18 protein-coding genes are annotated in these 22,309 nt (G+C 48.2%); 11 read left to right on the top strand and 7 right to left on the bottom strand.

Annotation, left to right across the window (positions count from 1 at the left end; genetic code table 11):
• Nucleotides 1-59: 59 nt before the first annotated feature.
• From ADIS_RS22125 to ADIS_RS01525, 5 genes are all read right to left on the bottom strand, one after another.
• Nucleotides 60-1,835, bottom strand: a complete 1,776-nt coding sequence (locus ADIS_RS22125; RefSeq protein ID WP_010852501.1) for a metallophosphoesterase — start codon at nucleotides 1,833-1,835, stop codon at nucleotides 60-62.
• On the bottom strand, nucleotides 1,832-1,969 hold the full coding sequence (locus ADIS_RS22850) for a hypothetical protein (RefSeq protein WP_155907013.1): 138 nt from the start codon (nucleotides 1,967-1,969) through the stop codon (nucleotides 1,832-1,834). Before ADIS_RS22850 ends, ADIS_RS22125 begins: the two co-directional genes overlap by 4 nt.
• A 202-nt stretch (nucleotides 1,970-2,171) precedes the next feature.
• Entirely contained in the window at nucleotides 2,172-2,762 is a 591-nt protein-coding gene (locus ADIS_RS01535; RefSeq protein WP_010852500.1) for a LutC/YkgG family protein, read from the bottom strand.
• Nucleotides 2,755-4,134: a lactate utilization protein B gene (locus ADIS_RS01530; RefSeq protein WP_010852499.1), complete on the bottom strand. Its 1,380-nt coding sequence runs from the start codon at nucleotides 4,132-4,134 to the stop codon at nucleotides 2,755-2,757. Before ADIS_RS01530 ends, ADIS_RS01535 begins: the two co-directional genes overlap by 8 nt.
• A gap of 6 nt (nucleotides 4,135-4,140) precedes the next feature.
• The gene (locus ADIS_RS01525; RefSeq protein ID WP_010852498.1) at nucleotides 4,141-4,872 is read right to left on the bottom strand and encodes a (Fe-S)-binding protein; all 732 of its coding nucleotides are present in this window, start codon (nucleotides 4,870-4,872) and stop codon (nucleotides 4,141-4,143) included.
• Between the two features lie 321 nt (nucleotides 4,873-5,193).
• Here ADIS_RS01525 and ADIS_RS01520 point away from each other — a divergent pair, with 321 nt between their 5' ends.
• Complete coding sequence (locus ADIS_RS01520; protein WP_010852496.1) at nucleotides 5,194-6,414, top strand: DSD1 family PLP-dependent enzyme; 1,221 nt, start codon at nucleotides 5,194-5,196, stop codon at nucleotides 6,412-6,414.
• A 27-nt stretch (nucleotides 6,415-6,441) separates the two neighbouring features.
• Here ADIS_RS01520 and ADIS_RS01515 read toward each other — a convergent pair whose 3' ends face one another.
• Nucleotides 6,442-7,392: an SGNH/GDSL hydrolase family protein gene (locus tag ADIS_RS01515; RefSeq protein ID WP_238325355.1), complete on the bottom strand. Its 951-nt coding sequence runs from the start codon at nucleotides 7,390-7,392 to the stop codon at nucleotides 6,442-6,444.
• Between the two features lie 5 nt (nucleotides 7,393-7,397).
• Nucleotides 7,398-8,036, bottom strand: a complete 639-nt coding sequence (locus ADIS_RS01510) for a GDSL-type esterase/lipase family protein (protein ID WP_035804283.1) — start codon at nucleotides 8,034-8,036, stop codon at nucleotides 7,398-7,400.
• A gap of 85 nt (nucleotides 8,037-8,121) precedes the next feature.
• Here ADIS_RS01510 and ADIS_RS01505 point away from each other — a divergent pair, with 85 nt between their 5' ends.
• The 10 genes from ADIS_RS01505 to ADIS_RS01460 all read left to right on the top strand — a co-directional run bounded on the left by ADIS_RS01505 (nucleotide 8,122) and on the right by ADIS_RS01460 (nucleotide 22,282).
• Nucleotides 8,122-8,964, top strand: coding sequence for a hypothetical protein (locus tag ADIS_RS01505; RefSeq protein ID WP_035804282.1), 843 nt, complete (start codon nucleotides 8,122-8,124; stop codon nucleotides 8,962-8,964).
• Nucleotides 8,965-9,065: 101 nt separating this feature from the next.
• Nucleotides 9,066-10,148 (top strand): sialidase family protein, encoded by a 1,083-nt coding sequence (locus ADIS_RS01500; RefSeq protein ID WP_155907009.1) that lies wholly within the window; start codon nucleotides 9,066-9,068, stop codon nucleotides 10,146-10,148.
• Between the two features lie 494 nt (nucleotides 10,149-10,642).
• Nucleotides 10,643-11,845, top strand: a complete 1,203-nt coding sequence (locus ADIS_RS01495) for an RNA-binding domain-containing protein (protein ID WP_010852491.1) — start codon at nucleotides 10,643-10,645, stop codon at nucleotides 11,843-11,845.
• 1 nt (nucleotide 11,846) lies between these two features.
• The gene (locus ADIS_RS01490) at nucleotides 11,847-12,845 is read left to right on the top strand and encodes a ParA family protein (protein WP_010852490.1); all 999 of its coding nucleotides are present in this window, start codon (nucleotides 11,847-11,849) and stop codon (nucleotides 12,843-12,845) included.
• 245 nt (nucleotides 12,846-13,090) lie between these two features.
• Nucleotides 13,091-13,543 (top strand): (2Fe-2S)-binding protein, encoded by a 453-nt coding sequence (locus ADIS_RS01485; RefSeq protein WP_010852489.1) that lies wholly within the window; start codon nucleotides 13,091-13,093, stop codon nucleotides 13,541-13,543.
• 24 nt (nucleotides 13,544-13,567) lie between these two features.
• Nucleotides 13,568-15,850 (top strand): xanthine dehydrogenase family protein molybdopterin-binding subunit, encoded by a 2,283-nt coding sequence (locus tag ADIS_RS01480; protein ID WP_010852488.1) that lies wholly within the window; start codon nucleotides 13,568-13,570, stop codon nucleotides 15,848-15,850.
• A 224-nt stretch (nucleotides 15,851-16,074) separates the two neighbouring features.
• Entirely contained in the window at nucleotides 16,075-17,016 is a 942-nt protein-coding gene (locus ADIS_RS01475) for a lytic transglycosylase domain-containing protein (protein ID WP_010852486.1), read from the top strand.
• A gap of 146 nt (nucleotides 17,017-17,162) precedes the next feature.
• Nucleotides 17,163-18,842: a hypothetical protein gene (locus ADIS_RS01470; RefSeq protein ID WP_010852485.1), complete on the top strand. Its 1,680-nt coding sequence runs from the start codon at nucleotides 17,163-17,165 to the stop codon at nucleotides 18,840-18,842.
• A gap of 118 nt (nucleotides 18,843-18,960) precedes the next feature.
• Nucleotides 18,961-21,795: an excinuclease ABC subunit UvrA gene (uvrA, locus tag ADIS_RS01465; RefSeq protein WP_035804308.1), complete on the top strand. Its 2,835-nt coding sequence runs from the start codon at nucleotides 18,961-18,963 to the stop codon at nucleotides 21,793-21,795.
• Between the two features lie 157 nt (nucleotides 21,796-21,952).
• Nucleotides 21,953-22,282 carry a carboxypeptidase-like regulatory domain-containing protein gene (locus ADIS_RS01460; protein WP_010852483.1) on the top strand — a complete coding sequence of 110 codons (330 nt, stop codon included), beginning with the start codon at nucleotides 21,953-21,955 and terminating at the stop codon, nucleotides 22,280-22,282.
• The last annotated feature ends 27 nt before the right edge of the window (nucleotides 22,283-22,309 follow it).

Below are 22,309 nucleotides of genomic sequence, written 5' to 3'. Positions count from 1 at the left end.
CTATTTGTCTTGATTTTCTCTGAAAAGACACCCTTGGGTTCGATTCTCTCCATCGAGTATTATTTTTCTGCAAAAACGTTTAATTGTGAAACAGGAATTTTCTTCCCACTGGGAGTCACTACGTCAAATCGCCCATAGGTGTCGTACCTGTCTGGTAGGTGGTAAACAAGCCGGAATGGATGCAAGCCTGCTTCTAAGTAAATTTCTTCAGTTACGCTAACTTCCCGATTGTATTCGCTGAGCAGCAGTTCATCGTGCAGGTAAAATGTAAACAGTTGATAGGCATGGCCGCCGAACACATAACGCCCCGATTCCGGGACTTCGATGTATCCCCTGATTTCCGTACCCCAATCATAGCTCTTATGGGGAACTAGATTCCAGTCGAGCTTTGGAATAGTACCCTGTCCGGCTATTTCGAGCTGGTCAGCAAGCGGCTTGGTTGGATCCTTTAGTTTTCCCGTGTAGTAGATATAGTCGGCACCGGACTTCCCTTGGGCGTTTTTTACGGCCGGGTATAGGGGTGTTTTTTTGAAAACAAAGCTCCCCTGTGGCCCTACGCCGTTTTTATTATATGCGACGGCATTTAGTTCGGAGTTTTCTTTGAGTTCAATTGGGGCGGTATATTTGTTTGATTTGCGGTTTGGAGCGGAGCCGTCCAAGGTATAGAAGATATCATCTTGTGGGGAAGCGGTTTCCAGCTCGACTAGCAGCCCATCGGTAAATTTTCGTTGGTTTGATAGCGGTACTGGAGTCGTCGGTACGAGTTGGGAAGGAGACTTTTTGGGTCGTGGCCCGGTTAGGCTAAAATGATCAAATAAGTTGCCTTCCAAATCTATCGCATGATATTGCAAGTGATCACCGTTGATTGCAATGTAGGCATAATGGTGCAGGGTGCGCACTTTGTTTGTAAACCAAACCCGGTTTGGTGCCGCCTTTTCCAACCCCCCTCCTGATCCCCCAAGTATATAATACCGAACACCATCCCGTTCTACAACCTTACCATCCAGAATAGGCCATGTTCGCTCGTACATGTGCAGGTGTCCCGAAAACACCATATCAACGCCATACTTTTCATAGAGAGGGACAAGGAAGCGAGCCTCGTCGTCTCCCTGCAGGGAGCTTTCAAAGAGCGTATTGCCGTAGTCGTTTTCTTCGGAGGAGTAGGGAGGATGGTGCTGCACGACAAACTTCCAAGTGGCGGTGGACTCCGCCAATGCCCGCTCTAACCAATGATACATAGCGGTCCCCGGCTCTTGGTATTGGTCTGTGTCAATCATAAAAAAAGCTGCATTGCCGTATCGGAAGGTATAATAATGCTCCGGCTCGGGGTTCTTCATATATTGATAGTAGTAGGAGGCGTCATGTTCGTGATTTCCCAGGGTGGAGAAAATTGGAATTTGCTTCATAAAATGCTTTGCCGGGGCAAAAAACTCGTTGACCCATTCGCTCTTGCGGTACCCAAGTCCAACCAAGTCTCCCGCATGCACCGCAAAGTTCGGTCGTTCTTCATTGGCGTTTCCGGTGATCTTGGACCATACAGTCGGATTGTTTTGGGAATCAGAAAACACGGTGAATGCAAAAGGTGTATCTTCTTTTACTGCCGTTTGAAATGGAATAACATCACTCTGTATGGTATCCCCAGCTTCGGTGACGGATAAAACCTGATAGAAATAATTGGTTTCCGGACTCAGGGATCCAAGGGTAAGTTCGTGCATGTACTTCATACCGGTGTCTTGGATCCGTTGGGATAAAACCGCCTTTCCGGTGTTGAATTCGGAGGGACCGAACGCTACCATGCTGGAAGCCGCATGGGTGGTTTCCCATAGGATGGTCATTTCCGTTTGTGTACTGTACTGTACTGTAAATAGGGATGAATAAGAAATCCCGGTCTATTGTCGGGATGTTGCCGGCCAAAAAGCGAGACGCTTGAGCAGAGCAGGAGGCAGGCGATGATTGGACATGTCTTCATGGGGTCTTATGGTTTATACGCTATACCACAATACTCCATAAAACCTCAATTATACCCCTGACGAGGATCGAAAGGCAAAGGCTTTCAACCTTTTATCTACTCAAGCTCAGCTTGCAGACAATTCCGGCGATGCGGCTCCGACACACAATAAGCAGACGGGATACGCACCATTGGAGAAAACTGGATGGCTGGCAGTTAAGATCTAAGCATCATGAACCAAAAAAACGGTCATGCTGCGCGGACCGTGGGCACCGATCACCAAAGATTGCTCAATATCGGCAGTCTTAGAGGGGCCGGCAATAAACACACCGTAACCCGGAGCGTCTACCTGGATTTTTGCGTATACCGCATGCATATCCCCCAGCAGGTGACTACTGGAAATCACGACGGCGAGGTGCTGTGCAATGAAGGGTAGCACCCTATGCACCAAGTTCTCCTCGGGCATCCATATTGCCGCATTCTCCGCGGCAGACCAGGTTCCCTCCAGCACCGCCAGTTCCACCGTTTCCAACTCATGGGGATCGGTTATGGCAAGCAAATCTACGTTTCCATGTACTTCAGGTACCGTGGAGACGATCGGCAGGTTTTTTTGCAAATGATCGGCGAGATAACCGGCGACCTCTGTCCGGTCTTTGACCACGATGGTTTTGCCTCCGTTTAAGCGGCTGGCCTCCTGGAATTTTTCAACCAAAACATCCTTCGGAGGAGATTGAAAGGAAAGATGCCCGGGCAGCAGGGTCGCTGCCGGCTTCTTGGCTTTCGCATCGGAAAGTATTTGATCTCTGCTACTCATTTTTTCTGTTCTTTTGGTACCACTCCTTGAAACTTTCTTTTGGAACTTCGGGAAGATCCCGCTTTTTGCCCCAAGCGTTTACTTTGGAATAGATCAAGCTGTCGGGTGTGATCTTTAGCATGGTACGGGCAGTCTTACCCATAAAATTATACCAAGCCGGATTGCCCAAAACCTTGCCGGCAAGCTTCATGGACCATTTTTTTGCCAGCTGAGGGTTGCCTTCTTTTGCTATGACCTGACGCCATTTGTACAGTTGTTCGTGGATATTGATCTTGACAGGACATACTTCGGAGCAGGAACCGCAGAGTGTGGAGGCAAAGGGAAGGGTGCTGTATTTATTCAGGTCTATTCCAGGCGAAAGAATGGAGCCGATGGGTCCGGGCACAGTAGATCCGTAGCTGAATCCACTACTCCTTCGGTAAATGGGGCAGGTGTTCATGCAGGCGCCACATCGTATGCACTTCAGGGAGTTTCTGAAGTCCTCACGGCCAAGTTGGGTCGTACGGCCGTTATCAACCAAGATCAGGTACATTTTCTTCCCGGGACTGGGCCGGTGAAAGTGCGAGGAATAGTTGGTAATGCTCTGCCCAGTGGCACTTCGGGCCAGCAAACGCAGGAACACCCCAAGATCAGCTGCCCGTGGGATCAGCTTCTCTATCCCCATGCAAGCAATGTGAATATCGGCCAAGTGGGTGCCCATGTCGGCATTCCCTTCATTGGTACAAACCACGAAGCCACCCGTTTCGGCAATGCCAAAATTGACGCCTGTGATGGCGGCATTTGCTTGGATGAATTTTTCACGAAGGTGAATGCGTGCAGCTTCTGTGAGGTATCCGGGGTCGTCAGCCCCTTCTTTGGTACCTAGGTGCTTGTGGAATATTTCCCCTATTTCCTTTTTTTTCAGGTGTATCGCAGGCATTACGATGTGGCTGGGTACCTGATGGTTGAATTGAATAATCCGCTCGCCCAAATCCGTATCGACCACGTCATACCCCTTCTCTTCCAAGAAGTGGTTCAACCCACATTCCTCCGTAAGTATAGACTTACTTTTTACGAGTTTTTTCACGTGGTTTTCCTGCAGGATCCGGTACACATGTTCGTTGTGTTCCTTCCCATCCTTTGCCCAAAGGACTTCAACACCATTGGCAAGGGCATTTTTCTCAAACTGAACCAACAGCTCGTCCAAATGGGAAAGGACGTAATCTTTGATTTGGGAGGCTTGGTTGCGAAGGGTTTCCCATTCCGGGAGCTTTTGGGCGGCAGTATCTCTTTTTTGGCGCACATGCCAAAGGGTCTCGTCGTGCCAGAGGGTTCGCGCCTCGTCTTTTAAAAACTCCTCGGCGGCTGCCGCATGGGTCTTGGGTGATGACATGGTCGATTAGGTTTTGGAAAGCGTGGTTCCATTAAGAATTTCGGCGATATGCAGGATTTTCACGGGACTGTTTTGCCGCTTTAGCAGGCCCTCAAGATGCATGAGACAGGACATATCCGCTCCAGTGATGACGTCCACTTGTTTGCTGAGATGATCTGCCAATCGGTCTTTGCCCATTTGTACAGATACTCCCTCTTCAAATACTGCAAATGTCCCCCCAAATCCACAACATTCATCCTTTCTGTCCAGCGTAACCAGTTTCAGTTCTTCCACCTTGGACAGTAGGCTTTCGGGCTTGTTGAAGTCCTCGCCGACTATTTCAGAGGGCTTAGCCAGTCGTAATCCCCGTAGGCCATGACAGCTGGAGTGAAATCCGACCCGGTAGGGGAATCGGGCACCCAATTCAGACACCTTGAGTACATCGGTAAGAAATTCACAAAGCTCGTAAATTTGGGGTCCACTGCCATCATGGGCGAGTACATGCTCCTTGACATGAAGGGTACAGCTGCCGGAGGGAGCCACGATGTAGTCGTATCCCGAAAACGTTTCTAGGAAATGGGCAGAGGTTCCCTCGCTGTAATGTTGATATCCCGAATTGGCCATGGGCTGCCCACAGCAGGTTTGGTTGAGCGGATAGTCTACATTCACGCCCAGCTTTTCCAAAAGCTCCAACGTGGCGATCGCTACCGCAGGGTAAAACTGATCTACATAGCAAGGAATAAATAGTCCAACTTTCATGGGTTTGGGTTTCAAATATAGAACCTGCCTGCTTTTCGAAGGTTTTGGCAAGCCGCATTAAAGATAGCAATAAAGGGTAAAACCGTCATCGGCACTAGCGATTTTTGCTGGGTGGCCTTTTGGATTTAACCCCTGTGGAGTTCAAGAATTCAAAAATAGCAGTTGCCATGGATTTACTGTCCTGTACTGTACTGATTGAATTGCCTTCAACTGGAAATAAGGGGTGTATGGTTGGTTTTTGGAAACGTTGTCAAATAAATTGAGGTGGAAAATATAGATTTTCTCCCTATCTTAAGCCGTATTCTATCTAACATATCATCCATGAAACCATCCTTTAACCGCCGCAAATTTTTGCAGACTGCCGCCTTAAGCGGTGCAGGACTCTGGACAGGCCCAAAACTGCTCGCTTCTGCCGACCTCCCTTTTTCACATCCCGATCTGGGCAAATCCAAGTGGGATTTGGATACGCCGGCCCTTTGTCTGGATTTGGATAAACTTGACCACAATTTGAAAGCCGCCAGCATACCTTTACAGGGTAGTGGTGTGGGGCTACGACCCCATGTAAAGACCCATAAATGCCCGGACCTGGCACGTATGCAAATCGCCCATGGAGCTTTGGGGGTTTGCGCTGCCAAGTTATCCGAATCGGAAGTAATGCTGGAAAATGGCATTAACGATGTCTTAATGACGGGAGTCAACGTAACGCCGGCGAAAATCCGAAAGGCAATGGAACTTCGCAAAAAGCATCCTGGATTTATTCAGGCGGTGGATAATCCCCAAAATACCAGAGATCTACAAGAGGCTGCGAAAGCGGCCGGAATCGTAGCTGATGTGGTAGTGGATATTGACGTGATCCGAAGGTCAGGGATACCGGCCGGGCAGCCTGCGCTAGAATTGGCTCAGCTGGTAGATAAATCCCCTAATCTCCGCTTTCGGGGAATTCTGGCCTACGATGGCGGAGTTCAACATGTAATGGGGCATGAGGCGAGAAAGACACGATGCCTAAAGACCTTCGAGCCGGTCGTAGACACCTATCATTTGATGCACGCCGCAGGTTTAAACATGGAAATTTTCAGCGGAGGAGGCACGGGAACCTATGATATGATGCACGGAATACCGGGATTTACCGATGTACAGGTAGGCAGTTACCTATTTATGGATTGTCAGTACCTTGAAATCGGAGGTGCCAAGAACGAGGAGCGGTTTGACGATTTTGAAGCGGCCCTGACCGTAATGACTACCGTGGTCAATACCAACCACCCCGGAAGATTGATAACCGATGGTGGTTCAAAAGCATTTACGTTAAATAAGCCCACCGGCTGGGTAATTGGAGAGCCCGATTTTGTGTACAATGCGGGGTCAGATGAGTACGGCACCATCACATACAACGATGCTAGCAGGAGCTATAAGGTCGGAGACCCGCTGGAAGTAATTGTACCCCATTGTGATCCGGCTGTTAATCTGTATGACATTATCTATGGCATCCGAAAGGATCGGGTGGAGCGCATCTTTCCGGTTCTGGCCCGAGGAAAGTCGCAATAACGATAAATGGGAAACTCAAGCCACCGTTTAGTTTACTTTTCGCTTCTTCGATAGGCTTCGGATTTGTTTTCGGAGCCTTTTACTTTCTTTGATTGCCTGCTTTAGGGGCATGCCTTCCTTCATTCCCGGCCGCTCATGGCCAATATGGGTAAGCCAAGCGTCCTTTGTGGCCGACTGTTCCTTCCGAACCAGTGCCAAGACTTCCTGCCCAAGTGGCTTTGAGAAAAAATAGGCATCGGGTGAATCGTATCCTTTCACAGTAACGGCTCCCACACCCTGCAAAAGAGCCTGGGCCATGACCCAGTGACCGAGGTGGTTGGGGTGTATGGCGTCTTCGGCAAGAACAAAGTCAGGATCGGTTTGCCGCCTCTCCAATAGAACATCCTTCATGGGAAAGTGAAGATCAATGACCCGCCACTGTGATTCTTCCCGCTGGCTTAGCAGCCATTTGGAGTAGGTGTCCAGCACGTCGGCATAGGCTGGATCCTTTTTGGGATCGAATACCGGCGGAGTTAGGTGGATAAGTGGGATGGATTTTTCGATTACCTTATTGTGAAGTAGTTGGATTCCTTCGCGGTACCGGGCAAATCGTTCTTCGTCAAGGGGCAAATAGATCCCGTCGTTCATGCCATAGCAGGAAAAAATAAGATCGGGTTTCACAATCTCCAATATCCGGTCCAGACGATCGTGCAGATTGGGTCGGGGAAAACTTCCTCCTGCATGGCCTGGTTCGGATAGTCCGCTGGCCGTTTCGCTCGGCAAGCCTAGATTTATGGCTTCCATGTTGACCCCGGGGTTTTCCAGATACAGTGCCGCTAGGGTGTAATCCACATAATGGGCAGCATAAGTAATGCTGTTACCGATAAACAATACCCGCTTGCCGTTAAGCTCCACTGCATAAGGGGACTGGGCTGGAGATTGGCTAAGGGAGAGACCCATCCAAACCAGGATAAAAAACGACGTTCTCAGAAGTAACACCTGAATCAACGTCTTATTTGTTCAGCAATGATTTCGGCCATTTGGGCGTTTCCCTCCGCATTGGGGTGGACACCATCCGGGAACAAACCTTTTTTCTTCAAAAATGGCTTACGAAGGTCAATCAGACTTGCCTTGGCATTTCGGGCCACTTTTTTGATTTGTGGAGCCATTTCCTTCACGATGATGGATTCGGTTATGCCCCAATTGTCCTCAAAAACCGGTACCGGCAGACAGAGGTAGATCTGCCCTGCCTCCGGCATAACTTCTTTGAATGCCGCTACCATGTCCTGATAATCGCTTAAAAAGTCTCCCTTGTAGACCCAATTTTGGGGCTTCGAATCATTGGTACCCAGCTTGATTACCAGAATATCCGGTTTAAATGCGAGTGCTTCCTGAAACTGCGCCTGATCCCAATAGGGTAAATCTCCCTTTTTGAGGAGTGTGCTCCCACTGACACCAAAGTTTTTAACCTCGTATCCGTCTCCGAGCAACTTCTGCATCATGAGGGGGTAGCTGTTAATATTGTCTCTTCCGGGGCCCTGTGTGATGCTGTTCCCCACGCAGGCCACTCGTATGGGCTCCTGTGCAAGGCCATAACAACTCCATACCATTAGTACGATTCCTATCAACTGCCATTTCTGCATGGTAAAACAACGTTTGGTTAATGAAAGGGTTAAATTACACTTTTTTTGATGTCTTTTAGCGGTTCTATTACCTAACTTTGAGGGGATGGCTTTGAGAGTATTCCGAATAGCTAACTTCTTATCCGTAGATGTCGCTTTGGGCGCATGTGCTGGCATGTATTTTTTCGCCAAATTGCTTCGAGTGAAACTGGATCCTTCGGTCTATCTTCTGATGGCGCTCTCGGTTTGGGTAATTTACACGTTTGACCATCTGTTGGATGCGTATTTTATTGAAAATGAACGGGCATCCCCCCGCCATCGATTTCACCGAGATCACTTCAACGTACTTCGTATCGCCTTGGTGATTGCTTCCTGTTGTGCGATACTGGGAGGCTATTTATTGCTTTCTGGCACGAAGCTATTTCTCGTTGCAATAGGCTTAGCCACGATGATAGGGGTTTCTTTGTTGATGACCCAGTTTTTCAAGACTACCTTTGCCCGATGGAAGGAGGCAAGTATTGCGTTGTTTTATGTGCTTGGAATCATGCTGGTGCCCCTATTCAACAAGGAATACCTCCAGCTGGATTACACCTGGGTTGCTTTTGGCATCGGTTATTTCCTGTTGGCCTGGTATAATTTGGTCTTTCTGTCTGTGTTGGATTACAAAAGCGATAGTCTTTCGGGTCAGCACTCTTTTGTAACTGCCGTAGGTCACGGAAGATCGATTCGGATGTTACAGTGGGCTGGAATCATTGGCTTGGTTTACTTTATTGCCCTTTTGTTTTTTCTCCCTTCCTTCTATCATGTGTTCACCGCTATCCTTATCGTAGTGTTTAGCTGGCATGTGCGGTTCCTTCTCAAATACCGGAAGTTTCCAAAGGAGACATTGCGTAGACGCTTGGAGTTTTCTTTTTTGATGCCCTTCGCATTGGTGGTTCTACCCCTCTGATGGATTGGTGCTTTTTAGGGCACAAAATTTTGGCCCGGTGATGTAGCGTTTTGGGAAGTTGCCTCGTCCCACTATAGAATCAAACTATTTCTATGCCCGCTATGAACCTAACCCTACGAGCTATTATAACCCAAATTTGTTGTTGCGCTGCGCTATTTTTTATGCTGTCCTGTCAGGACACCGATGATCCGGTTCCTACGCCCGAGGTCGGTGACTTTGCGTTGGCCTTTCGTGGCCTTGATGGTCTGAAGGTAAATGAATTGAAGCTGCTGGAGGACAGGCTGTATGCCATGACCAACGATGGGATCTACCATGGAAACGTGGACGCCGGAGAGCTTCAGTTGTTGGGGTTAAAGGGCAAAAATATCATCAGTGCAGTAGTTTTTTCTCACAGAGAAATACTGGCTTCCTTCTGGGACGTGGACTTCAGCTCCGACCGCATTGCTGATCTTTTTTTTACCACAGATGGAGGTTCTACCTGGATTACCTTGGATCATGACTTTGGAGGGGGAGTGGAGGAGCCTATCTTTCATTTAGCCTGGAACCCGTCGCGTCCTGACCAACTATATGCTACGGGCTACCAGGTAGTAGCTGCGTCTACCGACAGGGGAATCACTTGGACGCCGGTCTGGGGCGACTTCGACATGTTTGCAAATCGCATGCGGGCATTCATCAATCCCGTATTGCCAGAGGAGATATGGGCTGGCGGACAGGGGGGTATTGAAAATGGATACCTTGTCCACCTGAAGGCAGGACAGGAAGCAGGTTTTTGGAACACGCTCGTTCCCAATCCCACCACCGTTAAGAAGGTCGTTTTTGATACCCAGAATCCACAGTCCATCTACGTGGGATGGGAGGGTGAGCTTTCCCGCACACAGAATAATGGCCAGACCTGGCAGAAACTCATCGATCGGCACGAGGAAGCCCACTTTTTCTTTGGGATTGGAATCAGTGAGCAGGATCCCCAGGTCGTGGTGGCCGGTAAATGGGCGAAAGTAGAGGGGCCCCAGCCTTTTGAATTGATGGTTTCAACCGATAAGGGACAGCATTGGGCTGAGGTAACCTTTGGTGAGGTATCCTATGGCGGTATCCTGGATTTGGTCATCAGCTCCCAGCCGGGGAAAGAGCGTATCTTTGTAGGCTTGGATCGAGGGGGTGTGTATGAAGTTACCTGGACCAGGTAGGGGCCTGGTAGGCCGGTGACCCACAGAAGCATTTCTTTGCAAACGGAAATCCAGCGAGCCAAATTCACTGGCAACGCAAGGTTTCTCGTTTTCTTCGCCTCCCATTTTTTGAAAAGCAGTTTTCGCCCGGGGCGTGGTTGGAAGGCTATGTTTTGCCAAATTCTCAGGCTGCCCTTCACAAAGCTGATGAGAATTATCCCTGCCAATCCCAACAAAACTGTGGGCATTTACTCGATTGGGGATTGCGATTTTGCTATCTTTAGCCTGATAAAGACTAGTTTTGGTTCAAAGGACTAGATTTTTGGAGTATGTCAATATAACGACATCTTCCAAAACTGGCATACCTAGAAGGTCGACGAATGGTTCAAGACGATTGGTGGGTACAGGCATAGTGTGAGGCAACCGAGCATAACAACCGGGGAAGATTGTGCACTGGATGTTGCATAAGCAGGGGTTTATGAAGAAGTTGTTCTCGAGAATTAGCGATTTTAAACATGGACCTAATAACAGAAGCAGAAGTTATTGCACTTTTAGCTGATATGGAAAGTGATTTGATCGAAAGAACGACTTCCATCAGAGAAAACAAGTTAGGTCCGGCTGTGTGTGCTTTGTCAAATGACTTCACTAATCATAATCTACCCGGATTCATTCTTCTGGGCGTACATGATGATGGGAAATTAGCCGGTATGACATGGAGGGATGAAGAATTGCAAGCGATTGGTAATGTAAAAAGCAATGGGAATGTATTGCCCCAGCCATCTATAGTTGTTAGTTCTATTTTCAAATTCCCTGAAGGAGAGGTAGTTGTTATTCAAGTCAACCCTTCTTCCTATCCACCCGTTCGCTACGATGGTAGATGCTGGATTCGAATCGGTCCGAGACGAGATAAGGCTACAATAGAAGAAGAGAAAGTTCTAATCGAGAGAAGGGCTTCCCATGCCAAGACCTATGATCTTGTTCCAGCACTGGGAGCAGATTTAGATGATTTAGTCCTTGAATTTTTCAAATCAACTTACCTTCCGGCTGCTATCGATAAAGATACGTTGAAGGAAAATGGAAGAACCATAGAGCAACAATTGTCTTCATTACGTTTCTTTGACGTCAAAGAGCAATGTCCAACGCATGCGGGCGTTTTGATATTTGGAATTAATCCCGAGTTCTATTTACCCGGAGCATATGTTCAATATGTGAAGTTCCAAGGCGAAGAAATGAACAGTGATGTAGAATATGAAAAGAAATTTTCCGGTGCATTGATTACTGAACTAATCACCATTGATGATTTTATCAAAAACAATATTATAAAAGAAAGACCGGTAAAGAATGATTCCTTCAAAGAAGGTTCTATTCGCAACTATCCTTACTGGGCACTTAGAGAACTCATGATGAATGCCATTATGCATAGAAATTATGAGTCTAATTCACCTATCTACATTTATGAGTTTTCAAATCGAATTGAAATCATAAATCCCGGGGGTTTGTTTGGTGATGTTAATGCTCACAACTTCCCTAATGCCAGTGATTATCGAAACGTAGTACTTGCCGAGTCTTTAAAAGTTTTGGGTTATGTAAATAGATTTAACTATGGGGTAAAACGAGCAATAGATGAACTTATTAAAAATGGAAACGGTGAACCTGATTTTGATTTAAGCCTTAGCACCAAATTCAAGGTTTCCATTTCGATCAACAAAAGATGGTAGTATGAAATCGATAATTTTCTTCAATAATAAAGGAGGGGTTGGAAAGACGACCACGGTTTACCACGTGGCATGGATGCTTTCTGAGCTAGGAATTAGAACAGTAGCTATTGACTTGGATCCTCAGTCAAATTTGACTTCAATGTTTCTAAGTCCGGAACGTCTTGAGGAGGTTTATGAGAATAATCTTCCGGTTACCGTTGTGGATTCGATCATTCCGGTATTATCAGGTGACCCATACATTCCGGTGCATATTGAAGAAGTAAACGATAACCTTGGTTTAGTTATGGGTAATCTTACGTTATCGACATTTGAAGATAGCCTAAGTGATGCTTGGCTAAAATGCCTAAATGGAGATATCTATTCGTTTAGACTAAACAGCATTTTCAATACCATCTTCCAAGATGCAGCGACCAAATTTAATGCTGACTATGTTTTGATAGATGTTGGGCCTAATTTGGGAGCTATTAATCGCGCTGTAACCATAAGTTCTGATTTTATTGTAATGCCTGTTGCCTCAGATTTATTCTCTCTTCAAGGTATAAAAAATTTAGGGATAACATTAAACACATGGAAAAGGCAATGGAACCAAAGAAAGGAATTAAAGCCTGACAATCTTTCATTCCAAATACCTTCAAATCAATCAATTCCGATTGGTTATATAGTCATGCAGTATTCAGCTAAGGAAAGTCGGCCTGTGAAGTCATACCTTAAATGGGCAAATAGAATTCCATCCGTTTTCGCAGACTATGTTTTTGGAAAGCCAGTAAAGATTAATTCAGTAGAAGATGATGATTACTGTATATCCTTACTGAGGCATTATCGAAGTTTAGCTCCAATGTCAATGGAATCTCATAAACCAATTTTCCTTTTAAAGCCTGCCGATGGTGCCATTGGTGCTCACGTATATGCAGTGCAGAAAAGTTATCAGGAGTTCGAGTCATTGACTAAAAATATTCTTGAACGATGCCAATTACCGCTAACCACCTCAAATGGTCAATAGAAATGTAAAACAACTCGATAATCCCATTTGGGATAGGAAAACTGGAAATGGTTTTCCGGTCCCATATTAAAGTGATGCAAAACTCACTCCCCCGCCCGGATGATGTTTGGTGAATGAGCTTGAGGAGCCGCAATGGCAATCGGAAACGAAGAAAGTATATATCACCCTTTTTTACAGTCGGTTGCTACCATTTTTGGAAAAAAAAACGTACCTTTAGCTAGCGACGTATTATACTATCCCACACTATGGCAACCTATACTTTAACGATCAACGGTGCGCGGCAGACCGTTGAGGCACCTTCCGACATGCCGCTTCTTTGGGTGATTCGAGACCTGCTCGGTATGAGCGGGACCAAGTTTGGCTGTGGCCAGGCGCTTTGCGGTGCCTGTACCGTGCTGCTAGGAGATGTAGCCGTACGATCCTGCAGTTTGGCCATCGCCGATGTGGGTGAACAACCGGTGACCACGATAGAGGGTCTTTCCAGCGACGGTAGTCACCCCCTCCAGAAAGCTTGGATCGATCATATTGTTCCCCAATGCGGGTATTGTCAGGCAGGACAGATCATGAATGCAGCGGCTTTGCTCAAAAGGAATCCCAAACCTTCCGAAGAGGAAATAGACCAGGCCATGGCGGGCAATCTGTGCCGTTGCGGAACCTATAACCGGATCAAAGATGCCATTCTCAGCACAAACAGCTAGTCCTACCTCCAAACCTTGAAATCCATGATACCAAAATTTCCATTTCTCAGTTTTCCACAGAAAAGTCAGTCGACTTCCCGGGTTTTTCAGCCTGCCCGTCGGGATTTTCTGAAGCTAGGAGCATTGGCAGGGGGCGGCCTAATGCTTGGGGTGACCTTTCAATGTAGCACCAAAGACGGTGCGCAGGTATTTTCGCCCAATGCGTACCTTAGTATAGACGCCGATGGAACCGTTACCATCATCGCACATCGATCAGAGATGGGCCAGGGGATCCGAACCTCGCTTCCGATGATTGTGGCAGATGAGCTGGGAGCGGATTGGAGTCAGGTGAAGATAGTACAGGCGGTAGGAGATGAAGATAGATACGGCAATCAAAACACCGACGGCTCGTTTTCGGTAAGGATGTTTTATGAGCCCATGCGTCGGGCTGGCGCAACGGCCAGGTACCTGCTGACCAAAGTGGCAGCAGAAGAATGGGGCGTAGATGCGTCTGAGTGTAAGGCAGAAAAGGGCCAAATCAGTCATACGGGTAGCGGACGCTCGCTGGGATTTGGTTCGTTGGCCTCCAAAGCGCAGGCACTGGAGTTGCCTGATCCCGCAGAGGTGATACTTAGGGATTTTTCGGAATACAAATTGGTGGGGAAAGACACCCCTATCATTGACTTAAAGGATTTTGTGACCGGCAAGGCAGTTTTTGGTGCCGATGTGGTGCTTCCGGGGATGAAGACGGCGGTAATTTCGCGTTCACCTGTGGTAGGTGCCACGATTTCTTCCTATCAAGATGCAAAGGCACTGGCCGTCCCGGGAGTGTTAAAAGTTATAAAAATTTCGGGCGCAGGAATACCTCCCGGGCTAAACAAACCCCTGGAGGGACTTGCCGTCATCGCCGATCATACGTGGGCAGCGCTGGAGGGAAGAAAGGCCTTGGAGATCGTGTGGGATATGGGACCGAATGCGGGATACGATTCAAGAAAGCAATTGGATGAAATGAAGGCCAGTACCCAAAACGATGGGATGGTTCGACGGGAACGCGGCGATTTTAAGTCTGCCTTAACGCAGGCTTCCCGGGTGATAGACCGGGTCTATGAGGCGCCCTTTTATGCCCATGCCACCATCGAGCCACCCGCAGCGGTAGCCCGCTTTGAAGGGGGCAAATTGGATATTTGGGCACCGACTCAGCATCCACAGTGGGCCAAGGAATCTGTTGCTGAGGCTACCGGCCTTCCCTTGGCGGATATTACGGTACACGTGACCCTATTGGGTGGTGCGTTTGGCCGCAAGTCCAAACCGGATTTTGTGGTAGAAGCGGCCTTGTTGGCCAAAGAGACCGGTCTTCCAATCCGGGTACAATGGACCCGGGACGATGATCTACACCATGATTTTTTCCATTCACACAGCGCGCAGCGAATCCGGGCAACGATCGATGGCAGTCGCCGCCTCCTAGGTTGGAACCATCATACGGTCTTTCCTGCCATAGGAGCTACCTCCAATGCAGATGAGCTGCATCCCTCCGACGGAGAGTTGGGACTTGGTTGCATCGATTTTCCCTTCGAAGTACCAAACATTCGAATAGAAACCCATGAATCAGCCGCCCATACCCGTATCGGATGGATGAGATCGGTGAGTAACATCCATCACGCCTTTGCGATATGTACGATGATGGATGAGGTGGCCGAAGCCTGTGGCAAGGATCCTGTTGCCTTTAATTTAGAAATGTTGGCAGACGATAAGAAGCTCACATTCGAAGGAGAGATTAAGGGAGATTTTGGAAACTACGGTGAATCACTGGAAGAATTCCCCTGGGAAACCGCCCGGTTAAAAGGGGTAATCCGTCGGGTAGCGGAGGAATCCGGTTGGGGGAAGAGCATGCCGGCGGGCAGCGCGTTGGGCTTTGCCGTTCACAAGAGTTTTCTAACCTATGTAGCCTGTGTGGTAGAGCTGCGTAGAGATTCAGCAGGAAAGATCACCATTCCCGAAGTACATTATGCCGTTGATTGCGGCATTGCGGTAAATACCGACCGGGTACGATCGCAATTCGAGGGAGGGGCAATTTTTGGTGCCAGCATCGCCAACACGTCGGCCATTACCCTAAAAGATGGAAAGGTAGAGCAAAACAACTTTGACGGTTACCGGTTGGTGCGGATGCCGGAGTCACCCAGGAAGATCCATGTCCACATCATCGAAAGTTCGAGGAAACCCACTGGGGTGGGCGAACCGCCGGTTCCGCCGCTTGCCCCGGCACTTGCCAACGCCTACTACAAGCTCACCGGCAAACGGGTTTACCAGCTGCCGTTTAGTTTGTCTTGAGCCTTCAAAACCCGGGTCCATCCCGGGTTTGGTGTTTTCGTGGCATGGCAGGCTGTGTCCATTGAGTGCCGAATGGGCTGCTGTGGTTGTCGCTTTGTAAAATCCGTTTTGTGTTGTGGACAAATCACCTATATTTAGGTGATTTCTCTGTCTATTGGGTAGGCGGCCTGCCAGAGACTACTAGGGGAGATGGGTTTGATATGGAAACGGATAATTTTTGACACGTGCAAAACAGGCAGTTGGTAATTCTTTATGCCCTAGTAGGGATTCTCTTTCTCGGCTTGGCGTTTCTTTGGACTCGGGTATCGGAGTTCGCTGCGTTACCCTTACCAGAAACCAAAGAGGTGGCCTATTTGGGGCCATCACAAAAACCTCCTGAGCCCAGGGTAAGGATTTTTCAGCTTCCCGAGCGCATGGACTTTGCCGGTGAGGCTGTTCCGTTACACCAACCGGATGTGTATGAGCGCCTGGAGCGAGAGCTCTATGTCAATGCCTATTGGGAATCCAATACGGTGTTGATGATGAAGCGCGCCGGAAGGTTTTTTCCGGTAATAGAGCGCATTCTCGCCGACAATGGCATACCCGACGATTTTAAATATGTAGCACTCATCGAGTCTGGCCTAATGAACGTTGTTTCACCGGCCGGTGCCCGTGGATTTTGGCAGTTTATGCCAAGCACCGCAAAGGAATTTGGCTTGGAGGTAAACAACGATGTAGATGAGCGGTATCACTGGGAGAAAGCCACGGTGGCGGCCTGCAAATACCTTCGGTCTGCCTATGGACGTTTCGGAAGCTGGACCAATGTAGCGGCCAGTTATAATATGGGTATGGCTGGCGTTACCCGTCGAATCAATGAGCAGCAAGTCCCCAATTATTATGACCTGCATTTAAATGACGAGACAAGCCGTTACATCTTTCGCGTACTTGCCATAAAGGAATTGTTTGCGCATCCTTCCCGCTATGGATTTGAGCTTCAGGCTCCGGATCTCTATCAGCTTCCCCCTTACCGCGAGGTTCTGGTTACATCCTCCATAGCCAATTTGGCCACTTGGGCCATTCAGCACGGAAGCAATTACAAATTGCTTAAGCTCCACAATCCGTGGTTACGATCAGATAAGCTTGGCATCCGGGCCGGGGGTTCCTATAAGATCCTGCTTCCGCTTTAATGGTTGGATTTCCCTTGTAGAAGATTAAAATTTTCGCAGGAATCGATTGGGTAAAGGAAATAAAGGCTAAATTGATAGAAACTATGCGAGATTCCATCCCGATAAACCGGGACAAGTTGTGACCGCTGAAAAACAATTATAGACACATGAAATCTGTCAGGATCATACTTTTTTTGATGGTAGGCTTAATGGGTTTAGCGGCAATAGGTTACTTCAGCCTTCCCACCATCGTCAACCTGTATCTGAATAATAATGCGGATCGCATTGTTCGGGATATGATTACCCGGACGTCCGATTTTGCGGGCCATGAGGTACATTTTGGCGAAATTCGAATCGCCTATGGTTTTTTGGGAACAGAGCTTAGGCTACGGGATGTGGAAATCAATCCCGGTGAGTCGGAAAGTGAAAGGGATAAAATTCGGTTTAACCTGAACCTCAAGGAAGCCAACCTTACCGGATTTCGTTGGGTGGATTTTCTGCTGGACAACACCATTCGATTGGACTCTGCCCATTTGGAGGGATTGTCTCTTGAGAGTTCCACCCCTCCCCTGGAAGAATTGGAGATAGCTAGGGGGAAGGACAAAAAGCGTGAGGGCAGGGATTATGATAGGATATGGGTAAGCCATATCCGCGTCAATCAACTTAATTTTTTCAATAAAGACAGCTACACAGATTCCACGCGCTTGAGCATGAAGGATCTGTTTGTTTTTGCGGACGAGTTTTCGTTTACCAAGGAGCACCTGGAGGATCGGAAGTCCTTGTTCGACGTTGCCTTTATTCAAGGCTATATGGCCGAGGCGACCGTTCACCTGAACGACTACAGAAATGCCATTAGTGCCAAGGATCTCTCCTTTGATACGGATGATAAAAAACTGCTCATCGGTGAGGTATCACTCGTAAACAAATTGGAGAAAAATGCCTATATCCGTCAGTTTGCCAGGGAAACCGACTGGATGGAGTTGCGTCAAGGTAGGTTGGAGCTATCGGGAATCGACTTGGCACTTTACCTAGGCTCAGGGGACCTGCATGCAGAAAAATTGCTGGTGATAGATCCTCAGTTGGAGGTTTTTCGGGACAAAAGGAAGCCGGAAGACCGTGAAAAGCGTCCCAAAATGATTCATGAGATTGTTAGGTCAATTGATCTTCGTATTCGAATCGATACCGTAGCAGTGGAGAATATGCGGGTGTCGTACGAGGAAAGGCCGGACAACGAGGCCCCTCGATCGGGAAAGATCTTTTTTGATCGACTAAATGCGACGATATACCCATTTACGACGTATGAGGAGGAGCTGGCCAACAATGATACCCTGCATTTGGTTGCCGAAGCGAGACTCATGGGACTGGGAAAGATCGACCTAAAAAACCGTTATTTTCTTCGGAATGAAAAGGGACGTTTTACGATGCAGGGGCATGTCGGCAGCTTTGACCTCCGCGCAATCAATCAAATGGTAGAGCCCGCGACCCGCGTGGCCGTCAAGTCGGGTAGGCTGACAGACCTGTACTTTACGATCGACGGAAACGACTACGACGGTTGGGGGAAGTTGATTGCCACCTATGAAAACCTCGAGATAGAGATTTTGGATAAGAACTTTAGTCATAACCAAAACATTTTTCAGCGGATAGGGTCTTTTTTGGCCAACAAGCTGGTCATCAAATCCCAGAATCCCAGCCGACGTGGAGAGTTAAAGGAAGGGGCGGTCTACCTAGTCCGCGATCAGAGTAAGTTCATATTCAACTATTGGTGGCAGTTGGTTCTCAGTGGCCTCAAATCCACCATTACGGGCGACACGGAAGAGGAGTTGAGGGAAAAATCCAAAAAGAAATAACGAGCACAATGTCAGAACCAAAATCCATGCCTAGAGGTTTACTAGGGGTTGTTGGCCTATTCTGGTAATAATACGTACTTTTGCGGGATTGGCCGATCAGCAGGGGATCTTTCCACTTATGACTGAAAAAAACATACTATCCGAGGAGTTAATAGAGATTTTTGGTGCCCGGGAGCATAATCTCAAGAACATTGATTTGAGCCTGCCCAGGTACAAACTGGTGGTGATAACGGGTATTAGCGGTAGTGGCAAGAGCTCCCTTGCCTTTGACACCATTTATGCGGAGGGCCAGCGCAGGTACATGGAGAGTTTTTCTGCCTATGCCCGGTCATTTTTGGGCGGAATGGAAAGACCCGATGTAGACAAAATCAACGGTCTGTCTCCGGTTATTTCCATTGAGCAAAAAACCACTTCCAAAAACCCCCGATCCACGGTGGGCACGGTGACCGAAATTTATGATTTCATGCGGCTATTGTATGCACGGGCTGGCGAGGCCTTTTCCTACTTGACCGGTAACCGCATGGTTCGTCAGACAGAGGATCAAATTGTGGAGCAGCTCTTTCAGCAATTTGATGGTAAGAAACTCTACCTGCTGGCACCGGTGGTAAAGGGCCGAAAAGGGCACTACCGCGAGCTATTCGAGCAGGTGCGGAAAATGGGCTATTCCAAGATGCGGGTAGACGGCGTGGTGATGGATTTGATTCCGAAGATGCAATTGGATCGATATAAGATCCACGATATAGAGATTGTCGTAGACCGTATCGTAGCAGACGAATCTGACCGTTACCGCATTGTTCAGTCGCTAAAAACAGCCCTGAACCTTGGTAAGGGGATTATTATGCTTCGGGATGAAAGTGGAGCGGTATACCATTTTTCCAAATTCCTTATGGATCCCGAGACTGGGCTGAGTTACGATGAACCAGCCCCGAACAGTTTTTCGTTCAACAGTCCCTATGGAGCCTGCCCTACCTGCAATGGGTTGGGAATCATCGAGGAGATTACCCGGGAAAGCATCATCCCCGACCCGGAGCTCAGTATCAGTCGTGGAGGAATAGCCCCACTTGGTGAATACAGGGATATTTGGATTTTTAAGAAAATTGACGCCATTTTAAAAAACCACAAAGCCAGCATCTCTACGCCGATCAAAAAGCTGAGCGAAGAGGTGATCCATACGCTGCTGTATGGAGACAGCGTGGAGGTAGCGGTGGACTCTGTCAAGTACCCGGGCACTACCTGGAACACCACTTTTGAAGGGATCATCCATTTTCTGCAAAAGCAGCAGGAGGGTGGCTCTGAAAAAATCCAAAAGTGGGTGGCAGATTTTACAAGTACCCGCACCTGCCCCGACTGCGAGGGGTACCGCCTTAGGAAAGAATCGCTACACTTTAAAGTGGCGGGCAAACACATTGGGGAATTGGCGGAAATGGATATTCAACATCTTTCTGAATGGATTTCCCAAGTAGAACAGCACCTGACGGAAAAACAGCTTATCATCGGCACAGAGGTGCTGAAGGAAATCAGAAAACGAATCGGTTTTCTGCTGGATATTGGGCTGAGCTACCTTACCTTGAATAGACCTCTCCGTACACTTTCTGGTGGAGAAGCCCAGCGTATTCGTCTGGCAACCCAGATCGGCACCCAGTTGGTGGGGGTCTTATACATCCTGGACGAACCCAGTATTGGCCTGCATCAGCGGGACAATGTAAAGCTTATCAAGGCATTGCAGGACCTTCGGGATCTTGGCAACACCGTGCTGGTGGTAGAACACGACAAGGACATGATGTTGGAATCCGACCACCTCGTGGATATAGGCCCGGGTGCCGGTCGACATGGCGGACAAATAGTAGCCAGTGGTACCCCCTCGGAGATTTTGAAATTGAACAGCCTAACGGCGCAGTACCTCAGCGGACGAAAGACCATTCCCGTGCCGGAACGGCGGAGGGAGGGAAATGGAAAAGTACTTTCATTGGGTGGTGCCACAGGCCATAACCTGAAAAACATCTCGGTAAGTTTCCCCTTGGGAACCATGATTTGTGTGACCGGGGTTTCCGGATCCGGCAAAAGTTCGCTTATCCACGAGACCCTTTATCCACTGTTGAACCGGCATTTTTACCAGTCAAAGAAGGAACCACTACCCCACCAAACCATAGAAGGCCTGGAGCACTTGGATAAAGTGATCGAAGTGGACCAATCGCCGATCGGAAGAACCCCCAGGTCGAATCCCGCTACCTATACCGGCGTATTTACGGACATCAGGGCCTTATTTACCGAGTTGCCGGAATCCAAGATCCGTGGCTACAAGCCCGGCCGGTTTTCGTTCAACGTCAAGGGCGGCCGCTGTGAAGACTGCGAAGGCGCAGGTATGAAGCTAATCGAAATGGACTTCCTTCCGGATGTCCACATACCCTGCGAAACCTGTAAGGGAAAGCGGTATAACCGGGAAACGCTGGAAGTCCGGTTTAAAGGAAAGAGTATTTCCGATGTACTGGATATGACGGTGGAGCAGGCCGTGGACTTTTTTGAAAACCAGCCGAAGATACTTCGGAAAATCCAGACCTTGTTTGAAGTTGGGCTTGGCTACATTACCCTGGGCCAGCATGCCACCACGCTTTCGGGTGGGGAGGCACAACGGGTCAAGCTGGCCACCGAACTGTCAAAGAAGGATACCGGCAAGACCTTTTACATTCTGGATGAGCCTACTACGGGCTTGCACTTTCAGGACATTGAGCACCTGTTGGAAGTCCTTAACAAACTGGTCGAGAAAGGGAATACCGTGCTGATCATAGAGCATAACCTGGATGTGATCAAAGTGGCCGATCATGTTATAGACCTGGGGCCGGAAGGCGGGGATAAAGGCGGCGAGATAGTGGCCATCGGCACGCCGGAAATAGTCTCAATATGCCCACAGAGCCATACCGGGCGGTTTCTTGTGGCTGAGCTCACGCGAAATTAACTACCCCATACTGCGTACGTACTTCCGAATATTAACGGTAAATCAACTAGGTACCTCGGGCTACTGTACTTTGTTAACAATTTGTTAAATATTCCTACCCGCCCAATTCACACGCCGATCTGACCTTTGCATCGCTGTATAAAACGATGTAAAGAAAATGATCAAAAGAATTTACCCCTTATTGCTGCTTTTCATTTGCAGCATCCCCTTAGCTGCCCAGACAGGAGCCATAAAAGGGGTGGTAAAAGATGCTACCTCCAAGGAAACCATTATTGGGGCGAATGTTTTAATAGAGGGAACTTCCCAAGGTGCTGCAACGGATTTTGACGGTGGCTTTGAGATTCGGCAAATCCAACCTGGAAATTACAACCTTATTATCTCTTTTATTTCCTATAAGACCATCCGATTGGAGGGTTTGGAGGTGGCCGAGGGGAAAGTTACCACGGTAGACCTGAATCTGGAAGAGGACGCCAGGAATTCAGCTTAAAAATAAATTAGCGTGATGCTCTGATTT

It is taken from the genome of Lunatimonas lonarensis, assembly GCF_000390185.1.
GTDB classification, from domain to species: Bacteria; Bacteroidota; Bacteroidia; order Cytophagales; family Cyclobacteriaceae; genus Lunatimonas; species Lunatimonas lonarensis.
The sequence above is the reverse complement of the archived record's forward strand: the minus strand, read 5'-3'. Positions and strand labels throughout refer to the sequence as shown.

Excerpts from the sequence above, each read along its gene's own strand:
- ADIS_RS01525 (WP_010852498.1), bottom strand. The coding sequence starts at position 4,872 with ATGAAAGTTGGACTATTTATTCCTTGCTATGTAGATCAGTTTTACCCT.
- uvrA (WP_035804308.1), top strand. The coding sequence starts at position 18,961 with ATGACTGAAAAAAACATACTATCCGAGGAGTTAATAGAGATTTTTGGT.
- ADIS_RS01520 (WP_010852496.1), top strand. The coding sequence starts at position 5,194 with ATGAAACCATCCTTTAACCGCCGCAAATTTTTGCAGACTGCCGCCTTA.
- ADIS_RS01500 (WP_155907009.1), top strand. The coding sequence starts at position 9,066 with ATGAACCTAACCCTACGAGCTATTATAACCCAAATTTGTTGTTGCGCT.
- ADIS_RS01535 (WP_010852500.1), bottom strand. The coding sequence starts at position 2,762 with ATGAGTAGCAGAGATCAAATACTTTCCGATGCGAAAGCCAAGAAGCCG.
- ADIS_RS01470 (WP_010852485.1), top strand. The coding sequence starts at position 17,163 with ATGAAATCTGTCAGGATCATACTTTTTTTGATGGTAGGCTTAATGGGT.
- ADIS_RS01480 (WP_010852488.1), top strand. The coding sequence starts at position 13,568 with ATGATACCAAAATTTCCATTTCTCAGTTTTCCACAGAAAAGTCAGTCG.
- ADIS_RS01460 (WP_010852483.1), top strand. The coding sequence starts at position 21,953 with ATGATCAAAAGAATTTACCCCTTATTGCTGCTTTTCATTTGCAGCATC.
- ADIS_RS22125 (WP_010852501.1), bottom strand. The coding sequence starts at position 1,835 with ATGACCATCCTATGGGAAACCACCCATGCGGCTTCCAGCATGGTAGCG.
- ADIS_RS01495 (WP_010852491.1), top strand. The coding sequence starts at position 10,643 with ATGGACCTAATAACAGAAGCAGAAGTTATTGCACTTTTAGCTGATATG.
- ADIS_RS01505 (WP_035804282.1), top strand. The coding sequence starts at position 8,122 with ATGGCTTTGAGAGTATTCCGAATAGCTAACTTCTTATCCGTAGATGTC.
- ADIS_RS01490 (WP_010852490.1), top strand. The coding sequence starts at position 11,847 with ATGAAATCGATAATTTTCTTCAATAATAAAGGAGGGGTTGGAAAGACG.
- ADIS_RS01530 (WP_010852499.1), bottom strand. The coding sequence starts at position 4,134 with ATGTCATCACCCAAGACCCATGCGGCAGCCGCCGAGGAGTTTTTAAAA.
- ADIS_RS01485 (WP_010852489.1), top strand. The coding sequence starts at position 13,091 with ATGGCAACCTATACTTTAACGATCAACGGTGCGCGGCAGACCGTTGAG.
- ADIS_RS01510 (WP_035804283.1), bottom strand. The coding sequence starts at position 8,036 with ATGCAGAAATGGCAGTTGATAGGAATCGTACTAATGGTATGGAGTTGT.
- ADIS_RS22850 (WP_155907013.1), bottom strand. The coding sequence starts at position 1,969 with ATGAAGACATGTCCAATCATCGCCTGCCTCCTGCTCTGCTCAAGCGTC.